Raw genomic sequence first — 16,653 nt, forward strand, 5'->3', positions numbered from 1 at the left:
AACACCTGTTTGTTGGTACTCGAGTAAGTTTTATTAACTCGAGACATAGAAAATATGACTTTCTTATCGTCTGACATATGCGTTTAAATTTTAGATATTAGTCTTTAGTCATTAGTCGTTGGACGTTAGACATTGGAATTTTAATTGAGACGTTAGAGGTTGGAATTTGAAATTTGAAATTTGAAATTGAAATTTGAAATTGAAATTTGAATTTACCCCACTATACTCTTCCTTTCAACGAGCTAAACACCCATGCATTGGCTAAAAATCCAACCCCGACAGCGCCAAAGCCCCAACCTGCGATTTCATTGTAGCGAAAAACGCCCAAACCGATGAGCAATAATCCCATGATAATCATAATGAGTGTTGCCCAACCGAGTACTGTATTTTTATTCATTGCCATCGTTTTCATTTTTTTAATCGGAAGGCAAATATCGGAAAAAAACTCAATTGAAAATCGTCACTAACAATTCCTTTAACAAATCGGCATGCGAAATAGAATTGGCTCCTACCCCTTTTCCTTTGGCATCCACTTCACGGAGTTTGGCAACGATAGCCGATACTTTTTTCATTGGATAATGACGGGCGGCCAGTTCGTAATCTTTTACAAAAAATGGACTAATTCGCAACACCTTAGCAACATTGGCCTGACTTTTATCTTTCAATCCATGGTATTGCAATACTTGGGTGAAATAGGAGAAAACCATGGCTGTAGTAACCACTAACGGATTGTCCTTCGAATTTTGAGCAAAATACTGGGCAATGCGATAGGCTTTTTTCTCATTTCGCTCCCCTATGGCGGTTCGAAGTTCAAAATTGTTGTAATCCTTGCTAAACCCAATATTCACCTCTATATCATTGGCAGTCACCGTATGTCCTGGCGGAAAAATGATTTTCAATTTATCGAGTTCATTACTGATACGACTTAAATCGTTCCCCAAAAACTCCACCAACATCGCCGCCGCTCTGGGTTCGATACCCAATCCTTTTCCCTTAATCACGCGGGTTATCCATGTAGCGACCTGATTTTCGTAGAGTTTTTTACTTTCAAACACGACACCGTTTTTCTCTAAGGCTTTGGTGACTTTTTTGCGTTTATCTAAGGTTTTGTATTTGTAGGCCAATACCAATACCGTGGTGGGCTGGGGATTTTCGGCGTAGGATTCTAATTTATCGATAGTCCGCACCAATTCTTGAGCCTCCTTGACTATCACTACTTGGCGTTCGGCCATCATGGGATACCGTTTGGCTTGTGCAATAACATCTTCAATGGTCGTATCCCGTCCGTACAACACCATCTGATTGAATCCCTTTTCATCCTCTGTGAGCAAGTGATCTTCAATATAGTCTGTAATAATATCAATGTAATACGGCTCTTCCCCCATTAAAAAATAAATTGGGGCTATCGTTCCACTTTTTATCGCATTGATGATATTTACCGCTTCCTCCATAGTTTTTGTTTCCTTGGCTTGCGATGAAAAAAGTGTACTTTTGCTCCATGCAAGCACTCAATTTTCCACCGTTTTCCTTTCGCCTCAAAAATAGTGAAAATAAAACGGCAATATTTGACGCTATCCGGAAAAAATTTGTAGTCTTAACCCCCGAAGAATGGGTTAGACAACATACCGTTCGGTATTTACAGGAGGTAAAAAAAATTCCGATTTCCTATATTAATGTTGAAAAATCTATTGCACAAAATGGTTTAACTAAACGATACGATGTGGTTGTTTTTCAGCGTGATGGAGGCATTGCTGTTTTGGTCGAATGTAAAGCGCCTGAGGTAAAAATCACCCAAGCTGTTTTTGATCAAATTGCACGGTACAATTTGGTGTTACGTGCCAAGTATTTGATGGTCACCAACGGATTGGAGCATTATTTTTGTCAAATGGATTTTGAGGCGCAAACGTATGTTTTTTTACCTGATTTACCTGAATTTAAAACTTTATAGTCCGTGAAATCTATAGCTGTCGTTGTTTTAAATTGGAATGGAAAAGCGTTACTAGAGACGTTTCTGCCTTCTGTAGTACAATATTCCGATTGGGCACAGGTGTACCTCGTAGACAATGCCTCTACCGATGATTCTGTGCCCTTTGTGAAGGCAACATTTCCCTCTGTAAAAATCATACAAAATGCTGGTAATTATGGATTTGCACAAGGATATAATGAGGCATTGCAACAGGTTGAAGAGTCTATTTATGCCTTGGTGAATTCGGATATTGAAGTAACCGAAAATTGGTTACAACCGATTCTTACCCATTTTGAGTCGCATCCCAATACAGCGATTGCTCAACCCAAGTTATTGGATTATAAAAACAAAAGTTATTTTGAATACGCCGGGGCGGCAGGCGGATTTATCGATCGTTTTGGCTTTGCGTATTGCCGTGGCCGTGTGTTTGAAACGCTAGAAAAAGATGAACATCAATATCCGCACCCGGCAAAAATCTTCTGGGCCACAGGCGCTTGTTTTTTTATTCGGCGCGACGTCTATCATCCGTTGGGCGGCTTGGATGCGACGTTTTTTGCACATCAAGAGGAAATCGATTTATGTTGGCGCGCTTTCAATCAAGGGTATGATTGTTATTACCTTCCCGATTCGGTCGTGTATCATGTGGGTGGCGCTACCTTAAAAACAGGAACTCCACGTAAAACTTTTTTGAATTTTCGGAATTCGCTCTCGATGATGCTCAAAAATTTGCCTGCCGGTGCCTTGGTTCCCATTCTTTTTGCACGCTTGGTGCTGGACGGCATTGCTGGAATTCAGTTTTTAATACAAGGAAAAGGAGCGCACACTTGGGCCATTGTTCAAGCGCATTTTTCATTTTACGGAAAAATTAGGGCTACCCTCGCTTTACGAAAGGCACCGCAACGCAAGAGTTATTATACCTTGAACAGTATTGTTTGGAATTATTTTGTGAAAGGAAAGAAGTATTTCGAACGATAATTAACAAATCTTAACCTTTTTGTAGTTCTATTTCACTTTACAAGCGTTAATTTTGTAAAAAACAAAAAAAGATATCCCATGAGAAAAGTATTGTTTCTTTCTTTAGTAGCGTTAACTTTAGCTTCTTGCGGCAGTAAAAAGAAAATTGCCGAATTGGAGCAAAAAAACAAAGAATGCCAGGATTTGTTGAACTCAACAACCATGAAATTGAATGTTTGTTTGACAGAAAAAGAAGCCTTGAGTCAGCAGAATGATTATTTGAAAAAGAACAACAGCGACTTAATCAACAGTTCCAAAGAATTAACCATGCTGACGACCAAAGGCGCTGAAAATTTACAGCGTTCTTTAGAAAGTTTGAAAGAAAAAGACTTAAAAATCAATCGTTTACAAGATGCTTTGACCAAGAAAGATTCGGTAACTTTGGCTTTAGTGACGAGTTTGAAGAAAAATGTAGGACTAGATGATCAGGATGTCAATATCAGTGTGGAAAAAGGTGTGGTTTTTATCAACATCTCCGATAAAATGTTATTCAAAAGCGGTAGTTATGTAGTTACCGACAAGGCCAAATCCGTGTTAGACAAAGTGGCCAAGGTGATTAACGACAAACCTGATTTTGAATGTATGGTGGAGGGACACACCGACAATGTTCCTTTTACTGGAAATGCGATATTGCTTGACAACTGGGATTTGAGTGTGAAACGCGCTACGGCCATTGTTCGCGTATTGACCAAAGATTTAGGGGTAAATCCGAAGCAAATTATTGCGGCTGGACGCAGTGAATTTATTCCCTTGGTGGACAACAACACGGCTGAGAATCGGGCGACCAATCGCAGAACGCGCATTGTGATTTTACCTAAAATCGACCAGTTTTATGATATGATTGAAAAAGAAATGAAAAATCTAAGCAAGTAATCGCTTGCGTCACAATCAAGCGTCTCTTTATGAGGCGCTTTTTTTTTATAAAATATCGAGCGAACCCTTGCCTTCACGCACCACAACAGGTTCGTAGCCCGACAAATCAATAACGGTAGAAGGTGTATTATCGCCATAACCGCCATCAATTACCAAGTCGACAAGATTTTGCCATTTCTCAAAAATCAATTCCGGATCGGTGGAATATTCCAACACTTCATCTTCATCGTAGATGGAAGTCGAAATAATAGGATTTCCCAAGCTATTGACAATGGTGCGAATGATGTTGTTGTCTGGGACGCGAATTCCGACCGTCTTTTTGTTTTTAAAAACTTTAGGTAAATCATTATTCCCGGGTAAAATAAAGGTATATGGTCCTGGCAAGGCACGTTTTAACAACTTAAAAGTAGACGTGTCAATTTGCTTCACATAATCAGAAATATGACTTAAATCGTAACAAATAAACGACAAATTGGCTTTTTCCAACTTAATCCCTTTTAGTTTGGCCACCCGTTCCAGGGCTTTGGTATTGGTAATATCGCAGCCCAATCCATAAACTGTATCCGTGGGATAAATGATGATTCCGCCGTTGCGCAATACCTCGACGACCTTTTTGAGAGCCGCTTCGTTGGGATTGTCGTTATAGATTTTTACAAATTGTGCCATAGCTTGGAAATTAGGTACTTAAATTAACCAATGACATCCAGTTTGGCAAAACGCAACAGAAGTTTTTTGATACCGCCTACGTCAAATTTGATTTCCGCTTTACGGTCGCCGCCGATTCCTTCTAGGTTTAGCACCTCCCCTTTCCCGAAGCGTTCGTGGAGTACGATATTTCCGATGGCGATTTTGCTATCTCCTTGACCACTTGAAGAAGATGGCGCACTAGTATTTACGGGCTTCAAACGACGAATGTTGGCACTTGGCTCGGGTTCGTCTTCCTGCATACGACGGGGCGGTGTTCCGGAAACGGGTTTTTGCAAACGCAATTTGTTTTTATCCACATCCCCAAAAATATCCATATCAATCATGGGTTTGTAGCGGTAGCCAGACGTTTCGGCTGGATTAACAAATTCAAGGTATTGTGCATCGATTTCTTCAATAAAACGCGAAGGTTCAGCATCGGTGAGTTTCCCCCAACGGTACCGCGATTGGGCATAGGTAAGATAGGCTTGGTGTTCGGCGCGGGTCAACGCCACATAAAACAAGCGGCGTTCTTCTTCGAGTTCGCTGCGTGTATTCAAACTCAATGCACTGGGAAACAAATCTTCCTCCAATCCCACAATGAAAACGTAGGGAAATTCAAGCCCTTTCGCCAAGTGGATGGTCATCAATGCCACGCGATCGTCGTCGCCGGTATCGTTGTCCAAATCGGTGGCGAGAGCAACATCTTCAAGAAATTCGGCCAAGGCACCGCGGGCCCCATCGACTTCTTTTTGCCCTTCGGTAAAATCTTTAATCCCGTTGAGCAATTCCTCGATATTTTCAACACGGGCGACACCTTCGGGGGTACCATCTTTCTTCAATTCCTGGATTAAGCCTGTTTTTTTGGTCACATGTTCGGCCAAATAGAACGCGTCTTGATTTTCATTAATAATTTGGAAACTCTTGATCATGTTCACAAAATCGTGAAGCTTGTTTTTGGTTCCCGAATTCAATTTTAAATCAATTTTATCGATATGCTCCATCACTTCAAAAATGGAACGCTTGTAATGGTTGGCTGCAATGGTCAATTTTTCAACGGTTGTATCGCCAATTCCGCGGTGGGGATAATTGATAACCCGAATCAATGCTTCTTCGTCTTTAGGATTGATAATCAAGCGTAAGTAACACAATACGTCTTTTATTTCTTTGCGTTGGTAAAACGATAAACCGCCATAAATACGGTACGGAATATCGCGTTTGCGTAACGCATCTTCGATAGCTCGGGATTGGGCATTGGTACGGTATAACACAGCGAACTTTCCATTGGTGAGTTGCTCGCGCATTTTCATTTCAAAAATTTCTCCGGCCACATAACGCCCTTCCTCGCTATCGGTTAAACTGCGGTGCACCTTAATTTTGGGTCCGAGTTCATTGGCCGTCCAAACGACTTTATCCAATTTGGTTTTATTTTTATCGATGATGGTGTTGGCTGCCTCTACGATATTTTTGGTCGAACGGTAATTTTGCTCCAAACGGTAGGTTTGCACCCGATCGTAATCCTTTTGGAAATTGAGAATGTTGTTGATGTTGGCTCCGCGAAAGGCATAGATACTTTGGGCATCATCGCCTACCACACAGATATTTTGGAATCGATCGGACAATGCCCGAACGATCAAGTATTGCGAATGGTTGGTATCTTGGTACTCATCGACCATGATGTAGCGAAAACGGTCTTGGTATTTGGCAAGCACATCGGGAAAACGGTTAAGCAATTCGTTGGTTTTCAACAACAAATCATCAAAATCCATGGCACCCGCTTTGAAACAACGGTCGACATAGTTTTGATAAATTTCACCCATTCGCGGCCTTTTGCTCATGGCATCGGCTTCTTGTAGTTCGGGGTTGTTGAAATAGGCTTTTACGGTAATGAGTGAGTTTTTGTACGACGAAATGCGTCCCAAAATTTGCTTGGGTTTGTAAATATCCTTGTCCAACTGCATCTCTTTGATGATAGCCGAAATCAACCGCACGGCATCTTGGGTATCATAGATCGTGAAGTTGGAAGGGTATCCCAATTTATCGGCTTCAATGCGAAGAATTTTAGCAAAAACCGAGTGAAATGTTCCCATCCAGAGGTTTTTAGCTTCGTTACTCCCCACGATGGCCGCGATACGCGACTTCATTTCACGGGCGGCTTTGTTGGTAAAAGTGAGGGCCAAAATATTGAAGGCATCAACCCCGTGGTGCATAAGGTAGGCGATACGCATGGTCAGCACGCGTGTTTTCCCCGAACCGGCACCGGCAATCACCATCATGGGACCGTCTTTTTGCAGTACGGGCGCCCGTTGCGCTTCATTCAATTGGTTGAGATATTGTTCAAGCATTTTTTATTAGCTTCTAAGCTTCTGAGACGCTAAGCTATTGAGCTGCGACCTATTTAAATTTATAATTTATAATTTAGAATAATCAAATAAAGTCTTTGATTTCGCTTTTCAAAAACTCCAACGCCAGTTGCGAAGCGGATTCGGTTTCCATCAACGAGCTCAAGACTTTCATTCGGTATTGGTCGGCGTCTTTGATTTCGCTATCGGCGGCTAGGTTGCGGAGGTTTTGGATAATCGCATTTTTAGCATTGACTACCATCACCCAGGCTTTATCAGAAAGATAGATTTGTTGGGTGACATTGTGTTCGTATTCTTGTTCGATATTCTGAATCAAAAGGTTCATATAATCGGGGGTGTCGTTGCTTAAAGGTGCCACGCGAATCATGAGTTTGAGCGGATTGATGCGTTCGAGAAACAAGGCCATCCGTTCATAGGCTTGGAGACGAATGGGCAGGGATTGTTTTTGGTTGTCTCGTAGCAGTTGGAACTTGCGGCGATTTTCGTCCAATTTGACAAATTTTTGGATAATGAGATATGAGACGCTACCAGTGACAACTGCGGGTAGAGTATACAAAGCCAATTCAATCCACATTTCAGTTTCCATAACGCGTTTGGATTTATTTTAATATTTACAAAGAAAACGAAATTCTGAGGTTTGGGCAAGGGGTTTTGGGTTTCAAGTTTCAGGTTTCAAGTTTCAGGTTTATTTCACTTCGCTACATCAATCGGCTAAAGCCTCGTGTCAAGTTTCAAGTTTAAGGTTTCAAGTTTCATGTTTCAAGTTTAAGGTTTCAGGTTTGAAGTTTATTTCGCTTCGCTACATCAGTCGGCTAAAGCCTCGTGTCAAGTTTCAAGTTTAAGGTTTCAAGTTTCAGGCTTTGAGTTAATCATGTAAACTTCAAATTTATATTTTTCTATAATTTTTCCCACTTCCCTACAACGCTTGTGGCTAGCGCATTACCCAACACATTGGTCGCACTACGAAACATATCACAAAAATGGTCGACAGGTAGAATTAAAGCAATTCCCTCCACCGGAATATCAAACATGCCACAAGTAGCAGCCACCACTACCAAACTGGCACGAGGTACCCCTGCAATCCCTTTACTCGTAAGCATCAACACCAAAAGCATCGTCATTTGTGTGGGTAAATCAATATGCATACCCGAGGCTTGGGCAATAAACAAACTGGCAAAAGTCATATACATCATACTGCCATCCAAATTAAACGAATAGCCTAACGGAAGCATGAAAGACACTATTTTATCTTTCACCCCAAAACGTTCTAACTCTTCTGTCAATTTAGGAAAAACCGCTTCCGAACTTGTAGTCCCAAAGGCAATAGCCAAAGGAGAGGTAATGCGTTGTAATAGCTCCCGTAATCTATGGCGTAAAAAGAGATATCCTACAAACAACAACAATACCCAAAGCGACCCAATACCGACGAGAAAAGCAGCCAAAAACTTGGTATAGGTAAACAACAAATCTCCCAAATCTTTCGTAGCAAATACGGCAGCAATCGCACCAAAAACACCAAAAGGAGCAAACTTCATCACATAGTTAACCATTTTCAAAATGATGTGAGCGATTTTATCCAAAACCTTAATTACAGGTTCCGTATAGGACCCCATAGAGGCAGCAGCGAGTCCAAAAAAGATTGAAAAAACAACGATTTGCAAAATTTCATTAGTTGCCATCGCTTCAAAAACACTTTTGGGTATGATGTGTTCAATAAAATGTTGCGCCGAGAAATCTTGGGTTTTTTGGGTAACTTCTAGCGCCGCTTCGTGATCAACATCGATCAATTGGATGCCGACTCCGGGTTCAAAAAAATTCACCCAAAACATCCCAATAAGCAACGAAATCAATGAGGCAGAAAAAAACCAACCCATGGCTCTTCCACCGATTCGTCCCACCGATTTTAAGTCGCCTAACTTCGCGATACCCACCACCAAAGTTGTAAATACCAACGGCGCAATAATCATTTGTACCAGACGAATAAATATGGTTGCCAACATTTTTATGTAACCACTGAAAGACGTTGCAAAGCTTGTGCTCGTGTTATCGTGAATATAAACCCCTAGTCCCATTCCGAGAATTAAGGCGATAAAAATTTGAACCGTGAGGTTGGATAACCAAGATTTTTTTACTGTTTCCATGCAAAATTATTTGCCTTGATAGGCATTATGAATTAAAGAAAAATCGGCTAAAACTAAGGCTGCCATTGCCTCAACGATAGGAACTGCACGAGGCACCACACAAGGATCATGGCGTCCTTTACCCTGTTGGATTTCGATACGACCATCGGCGGTAAGCACCTCTTGCTCTTGAATCAAAGTAGCAACCGGCTTAAAAGCAACTCTAAAATAAATATCCATTCCGTTGGAAATACCCCCCTGAATACCTCCAGACAAATTCGTCAACGTTGTCCCATCACTAGCATAACGGTCGTTGTGCGCACTTCCTTTCATTCGCGCTCCACAAAATCCACTACCGTATTCAAACCCTTTTACGGCATTAATCGACAGCATGGCTTTTCCAAGTTGCGCATGTAATTTGTCAAAAACAGGTTCTCCCCACCCTACGGGTACATTCTGAATGACACAAGTAACGGTACCGCCAATCGTATCGCCTTCTTTACGAATTTCTTTGATTAGGGCTTCCATTTGGGCTGCTGTTTCCGGGTCGGGACAACGCACAGGATTGGATTCGGTAAGTGAAAAATCCAAGGCTTGGTAAGGTTTTTCCAAAAATATATCGCCTACAGAGGAGACAAAAGCATTTATTTTTACCTGCGGAAGCATTTGTTTGGCTAGCGCACCTGCCACAACGCGGCAAGCTGTTTCACGAGCTGAACTACGCCCTCCCCCTCTGTAATCGCGAATTCCATATTTTTTTTCATAGACATAATCGGCATGACTCGGACGAAAAGAATTCTCCAAATGATTGTAGTCTGCCGATTTTTGATTCGTATTGGGAATTATAAAGCCGATAGGAGTTCCCGAGGTTTTTCCCTCAAAAATACCCGATAAAAATTGTACTTCATCGGCTTCTTTTCGTTGGGTAACGATAGCCGATTGTCCGGGCTTTCTTCGCTGCATTTCGTTTTGAATAGCCTCAAAATCTAGGGCAATTCCCGCAGGAAAACCTTCAATAATACCTCCTAAAGCAGTACCGTGCGATTCGCCAAATGTAGTCAGCGTTAATAAAGTTCCAAAAGTATTTCCAGCCATACATGCAATTTGAACAAATATAAAACTTAATTTTGGCATGGTCTTTTGATTCAAGAACAATTTTTTTTCATTCTCCCCCTCAATAAAACGTACCCGAGCCAACATCTTTGTTAAATTTTTCTTTTCAATGGAATTGGTGTAAAATGAATACTGTAAGTTTACGTTTAATTAATGTGATCCTTTCAAATATAGGTTGTAAAAAATGTTTAGTACAGTATACGCTCATACTCAAAATTGAAATGTTGTATTATGAAAAAAATTATTGTTCTCTTTTTATTAATTACTTGTTCGCATGGATTTTCCCATGAAATTACTACCAATAGCACTGATTTGTCGGTGTCCTACACTATGTTTTATAAAAAACACATCACTTCAAAGTCAACACAAACCGCCAATACAACATTAATTGTAAAGGACCAAGAGTCGTTGTTTACTTTTGAGGGTATGATGAATTTTAATCAAATACAGAAAGAGCGGGCGCTTACTACGGCTGATGTTCTTATGAATAAAGTCCCTGTTCATTTTTTGATAAAGAGCAAAGGGGATCAGGTTGAACATTTTGAAACGATTGGAAGTGATTCGTATTCGTTTAAAGAAAAGGTCAATCACTCCTGGAAATTAATCGATAGGGATACCCTTATTCATGGCTTTGTTTGTAAAAAAGCAATATTAAACTATGCGGGGCGTGAGTGGAATGCATGGTATGCACCAGAGATTCCAGTTTCTGTTGGACCCTATAAATTTCATGGGCTACCCGGTTTAATCATGGCCATAAACGACCGTGAGCATGTTTTTAGTTTTATCGCTAATGAAGTTAAAAAAGGGCATTTCGTTTTTGATTCAAAAATTGAAGACTATTTTATAAAAGACGGGGGAAAACCCTTTGAAAGCATCAACAAGGATGAATTTTATAAGATTCGAAAAAAGTTTAGCGAAATGACCATTAATGAAAAAATTAAGTATTCTAATCGTGATGAAGCTGCGATTCCTGAAATAATTGTTCAAGGTCAGCAACAAAATTCTCCAAGATTAAATACGAACGCGAACAAGAAAAATTATATTGAGCGCATCGAATGATTTTCAAAAACTACTTTTATTTTAAACAATTAATTATGGCATTCCTTTTTGGGATGCCTTTTTTTGGATATTTCCCACAGGAAAAAATTAAGGATCCCCTCAAAACGCTCCTCACCACAAAGCCTTAAAAATTTTCTTAAAATCGAGTGATTAAACATACTAAAGTCTTTATTTTACGGTTTGTTAAAGAACACGCTCTAAATTATTTAACTAAACTTTGTAACTATGAAAAAAATACTGTTAATGTTCGCTTTGCTGGGAGGCGCCTATTTTGCTCAAGCACAAGACATTTCTAAACACGCTTTGGGTCTTCGTTTGGGAGACAACGACGGATTTGGTGGAGAAATCTCTTACCAAAGAGGATTGTCCAAAAACAACCGTCTAGAATTTGACCTGGGATGGCGTAACAGCAATAATGTTGATGCGTTTAAATTGACAGGGCTTTACCAGTGGGTGTGGGAAATTGATAACGGATTCAATTGGTATGCCGGTGTTGGTGGTGGTTTAGGAAGTTGGAGCTATGATAAAAATGGCGTTTCCGATAATGGAACATTTTTATTTGCGGCGGGGAATATTGGTATAGAATACAATTTTGACATTCCGTTGCAATTGTCTTTGGATTTCCGTCCAGAAATTTATTCAAATTCAAGTGATTTCCGAGACGAAAGTTTTGGTCCCGATATCGCTTTAGGGATCCGTTACCGATTCTAACGATAAACACTAAATCCCAGTTACTTGCCGGGATTTATTATTTGTAGGTCAATCGGTTTTTTACTTTTTATTTTCAACACAAAATTAGGAGTCGTTATCGCGGTAGTAGCCATCCCTTTTGGGGAAATTTCGCGAATAACTACTTCGACTTTGTCTTTCAATATTTTTACTTTTTCCACCTTAATGGACCAACCTCCTGTGGGTTTTTCACCTAAATTGACCAAAATAAAATTGTTATCTTGAATATCATTGGGCTTTAGATAAGGACTAATAATTGGATCCTTCAGTAACATTTGGTATTCACTTTCCTCAGTGATAAATTCAAAAAACTGAAAAGAAGCACCATCATAGTCCCTGCCAAATAAAATATCATACGTTACATAGCTAGACTCCGGAGGCAATGTCGATTTACAAGCGGTTAAAAAGAGTACACTAAAAAATAAAACTACGCTTTTTTTCATGGTTTATTGATGGCTTCATGGTATAACTTTTCGTATTGGGGTAAAATCAGCGCAATGTCGAATTGCTGGGCCACTTCGAGTGCTTGTTTCTTAAACGTCGCCAACGTCTCATTATTGTTGAGTATGGAAATCGCGTCTTTGGCCATAGCGTCTATATCGCCTACTGGAGCCAAATATCCAGATACACCTTGCACATTGACTTCAGGCAATCCTCCCGTATTACTGGAAATCACCGGCACACTCCAAGCCATCGCTTCAAGGGCCGCCAAACCAAAACTTTCGGTTTCGGAAGGAAGTAAAAACAAATCGGAATAGGCCAAAATACTGTCGATTTCGTTGCTATTCCCAAAGAAAATCACCTTGTCGACAATGCCCAATTCCTCACACAATCGTTCTGCCGGAAGTCGCTCGGGACCATCCCCTACTAACATTAACTTGGAAGGTATCGTTTGTTGAATTTTATAAAAAATTTTAACGACATCAGGAATGCGCTTTACCTTTCTAAAATTACTGATATGGGTAATAATTCGCTCTTCTTTTTTTGCCATTACCGAACGTTGGCAGGCAATATGATTTTCATTGCGATGTTTTTCCAATTCAATAAAATTGGGAATCACATGAATTTCATTTTTCACATCAAAGAGCCGGTAAGTCTCCTCTTTCAAATCTTGGGAAACAGCGGTCACAATATCCGATTTATTAATACTAAAACTCACCGCCGTTTTATAATTAGGATGCTTACCTACCAAAGTGATATCTGTACCGTGAAGCGTGGTAACCATAGGAATATGAATCCCTTGGTCGCGCAACATTTGTTGTGCCATATATCCTGCATACGCGTGCGGAATGGCATAATGCACATGCAATAATTCGATTTTGTGTAGCTTTACCATGTCGACCAACTTACTGGACAACGCCAATTCGTAGGGTTGGTAATGAAACAGCGGGTATTCAGGCACATTAACTTCATGATAATGCACATTGGGGTTAAGTAAAGCTAAACGAACGGGTTGTCGGTAAGTGATAAAATGAATTTCATGACCTCTTCGGGCCAATTCTAATCCCAGTTCTGTGGCAACTACTCCACTGCCCCCAAAGGTTGGATAACAAACAATAGCAATTTTCATATCATTGAAGTGCAGAATAAACTTTTCCCAAAAAAAGCAAAACTGACTAAATCAGCGACTTACTTTTTATCAAGGAATTCAATCCGCTAAACGAATTTACCAAAAATATCAAGCGAAAAAACGCGAAACCAATAAATAAAATTATCGATCCAAGATGGCTTCTTGGATAATCTTTTGAATTTCCTCACGGATGTTTTCTTTCGACAATTTATTGGGAGCATTACTATCGGGAAAAGTACGGTTGGAAAGAAACACATAAACGATTTCGCTTTCCGGATCGGCCCAAACCATGGTGCCTGTAAATCCCGTGTGGCCAAAGCTTTGCATGGAAACACATCCACACGTTGGCCCTTCTTTTCCCAATTGGGGTTTGTCAAAACCTAGTCCTCTGCGATTTCCTTCGGCGCAGAAATGGCACGTATTAAAGGTAGTAAAGGTTTCGGGTGAAAAATATTGAATCCCCCCATAATTCCCTTGTTGCAAATATAATTGCATCATTTTGGCCATGTCTAAACTATTTGAAAATAAACCCGCATGTCCTGCCACGCCTCCCATCATAGCCGCGGCCATATCGTGCACATACCCTTGAATCCAAGTATGACGAAAATAATTGTCAATTTCGGTGGGTGCAATACTGGTGGCATCAAATTTATGCAGCGGATTAAAACGACTATTGGACAGCCCCATAGACTGGTAGAAATAGGATTGAATGGCTTCATCCAAAGGTTTACCTATCAATTTCTCTACAATGCGTTGTAAAATGATAAAGGTAAAATCTGAGTATTTGTATTCTTTTTGGTCCAGTAATTTGCTGTCAAGAATTTGAGTAAACATCGATTCTTTGTACTCATTTTTTAGATACAGATTTTCAGAAACTTGAACTTCAAAACCGGGCTTTTGACCCAAACTATAATATTGGGGCAGCGGGCATTTTTCGGCATCTAACGTTGCTTTGTAAAAAGGAATCCACGCTTGAAGTCGGGCGTAATGCGACAATAGCTCTTTTAAGGTAATGGATTCTTTATTGGTTCCTTTCGTCTCTGGTAAGAGTTCACCCAACGTTTGATCGAGTCGCAATTTACCCTGATCATATAATTGCATCACTAACGGTAAGGTCGCAGCGATTTTGGTCACTGAAGCCACATCATACAGGTCTGAAGCTTGAATTTTAGTTTGCGCTTCATAGGTTTGATTCCCATAGGCTTTGTGAAAAATCACCTTACCACGACGGGCTACTAACACTTGCATTCCTGGAGTCATTGCCCCGTCGATAGCTTTTTGAGCTACTTGATCGATGCGCGCTAGGGTTTTCGGACTCATACCCACGTTTTCAGGTGCCGTAAATCCTAAACGATTGAGCGGGGTAAAATTAAATCCATGTCCTTCATGAAATTCAGCATTGATAGTAACGGGCAGTTTTCCCTTGGGTTCAACGGCTCCAAACAACACTTGCGCCGAAACCACTTGTGCAATTTCACTATTTTGATACGACACCACTACGGCTTCAATATTTTCATAGGAAGGAACCGCAGATAGCGCATAGGGTTTGACAAAACCATCCAAAATCACTTTGTTGGATTGGGCGATTTTATCCAACAATTGGAGTTCTGTTTCCGAAAAATCATGTTTTCTCCATGCCCGATCGGACTTATGAAACCCGACAATGACTAAATCATAGGCTTTCAACCGAACATTTAAGGAGTCAGGGTGACTTTCAACCACTTCGGTAACGTCGGTATACTTGCGAAGGGTTTGTAAAAAAGGACTGCTTTGATCGTCTCCTAATTTGACATAGGCAATTTTTTGACGTAAATCTTTAATGGGAAGTATATCGTCTTGGTTTTTGACCAACGTTATAGCATTTTCATAGATTTGATAATGCAACGCTTCTTTAAATGGCGTAAACATGGCCTCTGAAATCCCTTTTTCTTCAACGATTTGGGGCTTCTGCAGTCCAATTTTGTATTTGTAGCGCAATATTTTTTTTACCGAATGGGCCAAACGGTTTTCAGAAATCAAACCATTTTGGTAGGCCGTGGTAATTTTTTCACTCGCTAAAGGAACATTTTCGGGAAATAGTAAAATGTCGTTTCCGGCTAAAAAAGCTTCCAAATCCAATTCTCCGGGTGCCATAAACTTGCTGGCGCCTTTCATGTTAAGTGCATCGGTAAAAATCAATCCTTCAAAACCTAAATCTTCTTGCAGGAGATTGGTTACCACCGAATGAGACACCGAAGTTGGCCAACCGTCGCGGTGTTCCAAACTCGGAATATTTAAGTGAGCCACCATCACCGAGACCAGTCCTTCATCAAACATCTTCTTGTAAGGATACAATTCTACGCGCTCAATGCGCTCTTTATCAAACAACAATTGAGGCAAAGCATGATGCGAGTCGGTAGCGGTGTCGCCATGCCCTGGAAAATGTTTCCCCGTACAAAAGACACCTGTACTTTGAACCCCTTTCATTACAGCTACTGCATGGTCGGTGACATTGTGTTTTTCTTCACCAAAAGAGCGATGACCAATGATGGGATTTTTGGGATTGGTATTGATATCTAATACCGGAACAAAATTAAAATGACATCCAATACGTTTTGCTTCAAGCGCCATTTGACGTCCAACTTCTTCCAATAAGGCATAATTTTTAACAGCACCCAAGGTCATATTCCAAGGGTATTTATAGGTAGAATCCAAACGCATATTCAGTCCCCACTCGGCATCAATCCCAATGAATAAAGGTATTTTGGACTGTTTTTGAAAACGATTGGTCAGTTTTGCTTGACGCACAGGTCCGCCTTGAAAAAAAATCAAGCCTCCAATCGATTCGTTTTTTATCAAACGGTCCAAACTGTTCACATGAGCACTATCTTTGTTGGAATACGCGGCCACCATAAACAATTGCCCAATCCGTTCTTTCAACGTCATTTGGTTGTACACACTATCGGCCCAACGTAGTTCAGCGGGAGTATCTTTGAAAAATGTTATGCGATCGGCTTTGGCCACAGGAATATACACATCATCCTCCTCTCCAGAGACCGTTTTAGGCTTTGGAAGTGATTTTGAATGAGTTTTCGAATGGCTGTTTTTTACGGAACTACATTGAACCGCAAAAGCAACCGCGAAAAGCAAAAACAAAAATTTAGCGTAGTGTTGCATGGGTTT

15 protein-coding genes are annotated in these 16,653 nt (G+C 40.5%); 5 read left to right on the plus strand and 10 right to left on the minus strand.

The window, feature by feature from the left end:
- Positions 1-220: 220 nt before the first annotated feature.
- Positions 221-403, minus strand: coding sequence for a CAL67264 family membrane protein (locus ABWO12_RS04940; RefSeq protein WP_073362443.1), 183 nt, complete (start codon positions 401-403; stop codon positions 221-223).
- Between the two features lie 43 nt (positions 404-446).
- The gene (holA, locus tag ABWO12_RS04945) at positions 447-1,451 is read right to left on the minus strand and encodes a DNA polymerase III subunit delta (protein WP_353087674.1); all 1,005 of its coding nucleotides are present in this window, start codon (positions 1,449-1,451) and stop codon (positions 447-449) included.
- 47 nt (positions 1,452-1,498) lie between these two features.
- Between holA and ABWO12_RS04950 the strand changes: the two genes are divergently transcribed.
- From ABWO12_RS04950 to ABWO12_RS04960, 3 genes are all read left to right on the plus strand, one after another.
- Positions 1,499-1,948: a type I restriction enzyme HsdR N-terminal domain-containing protein gene (locus tag ABWO12_RS04950; protein WP_353087675.1), complete on the plus strand. Its 450-nt coding sequence runs from the start codon at positions 1,499-1,501 to the stop codon at positions 1,946-1,948.
- Positions 1,949-1,951: 3 nt separating this feature from the next.
- Positions 1,952-2,941, plus strand: coding sequence for a glycosyltransferase family 2 protein (locus ABWO12_RS04955; RefSeq protein WP_353087676.1), 990 nt, complete (start codon positions 1,952-1,954; stop codon positions 2,939-2,941).
- Positions 2,942-3,019: 78 nt separating this feature from the next.
- Positions 3,020-3,853, plus strand: coding sequence for an OmpA family protein (locus tag ABWO12_RS04960; protein ID WP_353087677.1), 834 nt, complete (start codon positions 3,020-3,022; stop codon positions 3,851-3,853).
- A 45-nt stretch (positions 3,854-3,898) separates the two neighbouring features.
- Here ABWO12_RS04960 and ABWO12_RS04965 read toward each other — a convergent pair whose 3' ends face one another.
- The 5 genes from ABWO12_RS04965 to aroC form a co-directional block, all read right to left on the minus strand.
- Complete coding sequence (locus tag ABWO12_RS04965) at positions 3,899-4,519, minus strand: L-threonylcarbamoyladenylate synthase (RefSeq protein WP_353087678.1); 621 nt, start codon at positions 4,517-4,519, stop codon at positions 3,899-3,901.
- Positions 4,520-4,542: 23 nt separating this feature from the next.
- Positions 4,543-6,882: an ATP-dependent helicase gene (locus ABWO12_RS04970; RefSeq protein WP_353087679.1), complete on the minus strand. Its 2,340-nt coding sequence runs from the start codon at positions 6,880-6,882 to the stop codon at positions 4,543-4,545.
- Positions 6,883-6,964: 82 nt separating this feature from the next.
- Entirely contained in the window at positions 6,965-7,486 is a 522-nt protein-coding gene (locus ABWO12_RS04975; protein ID WP_353087680.1) for a DUF7935 family protein, read from the minus strand.
- 310 nt (positions 7,487-7,796) lie between these two features.
- Entirely contained in the window at positions 7,797-9,041 is a 1,245-nt protein-coding gene (locus ABWO12_RS04980; protein ID WP_353087681.1) for a dicarboxylate/amino acid:cation symporter, read from the minus strand.
- Between the two features lie 6 nt (positions 9,042-9,047).
- The gene (gene aroC / locus ABWO12_RS04985; RefSeq protein ID WP_353087682.1) at positions 9,048-10,115 is read right to left on the minus strand and encodes a chorismate synthase; all 1,068 of its coding nucleotides are present in this window, start codon (positions 10,113-10,115) and stop codon (positions 9,048-9,050) included.
- A 249-nt stretch (positions 10,116-10,364) separates the two neighbouring features.
- Here aroC and ABWO12_RS04990 point away from each other — a divergent pair, with 249 nt between their 5' ends.
- Both ABWO12_RS04990 and ABWO12_RS04995 read left to right on the plus strand, forming a co-directional pair.
- Positions 10,365-11,192, plus strand: coding sequence for a GLPGLI family protein (locus ABWO12_RS04990; RefSeq protein WP_353087683.1), 828 nt, complete (start codon positions 10,365-10,367; stop codon positions 11,190-11,192).
- Between the two features lie 225 nt (positions 11,193-11,417).
- Positions 11,418-11,903: a putative outer membrane beta-barrel protein gene (locus tag ABWO12_RS04995; RefSeq protein ID WP_353087684.1), complete on the plus strand. Its 486-nt coding sequence runs from the start codon at positions 11,418-11,420 to the stop codon at positions 11,901-11,903.
- Positions 11,904-11,923: 20 nt separating this feature from the next.
- Here ABWO12_RS04995 and ABWO12_RS05000 read toward each other — a convergent pair whose 3' ends face one another.
- From ABWO12_RS05000 to ABWO12_RS05010, 3 genes are all read right to left on the minus strand, one after another.
- Positions 11,924-12,364: a protease complex subunit PrcB family protein gene (locus ABWO12_RS05000; protein WP_353087685.1), complete on the minus strand. Its 441-nt coding sequence runs from the start codon at positions 12,362-12,364 to the stop codon at positions 11,924-11,926.
- The gene (gene bshA, locus ABWO12_RS05005) at positions 12,361-13,491 is read right to left on the minus strand and encodes an N-acetyl-alpha-D-glucosaminyl L-malate synthase BshA (protein ID WP_353087686.1); all 1,131 of its coding nucleotides are present in this window, start codon (positions 13,489-13,491) and stop codon (positions 12,361-12,363) included. The genes ABWO12_RS05000 and bshA overlap by 4 nt, the downstream gene beginning before the upstream one ends.
- 141 nt (positions 13,492-13,632) lie before the next feature.
- A complete protein-coding gene (locus tag ABWO12_RS05010) occupies positions 13,633-16,647 on the minus strand; it encodes a serine hydrolase domain-containing protein (RefSeq protein WP_353087687.1) in 3,015 nt (1,004 codons plus the stop codon).
- Positions 16,648-16,653 lie beyond the last annotated feature (6 nt).

Origin of the sequence: Flavobacterium sp. (assembly GCF_040379285.1) — a bacterium.
Classification (GTDB): domain Bacteria; phylum Bacteroidota; class Bacteroidia; order Flavobacteriales; family Flavobacteriaceae; genus Flavobacterium.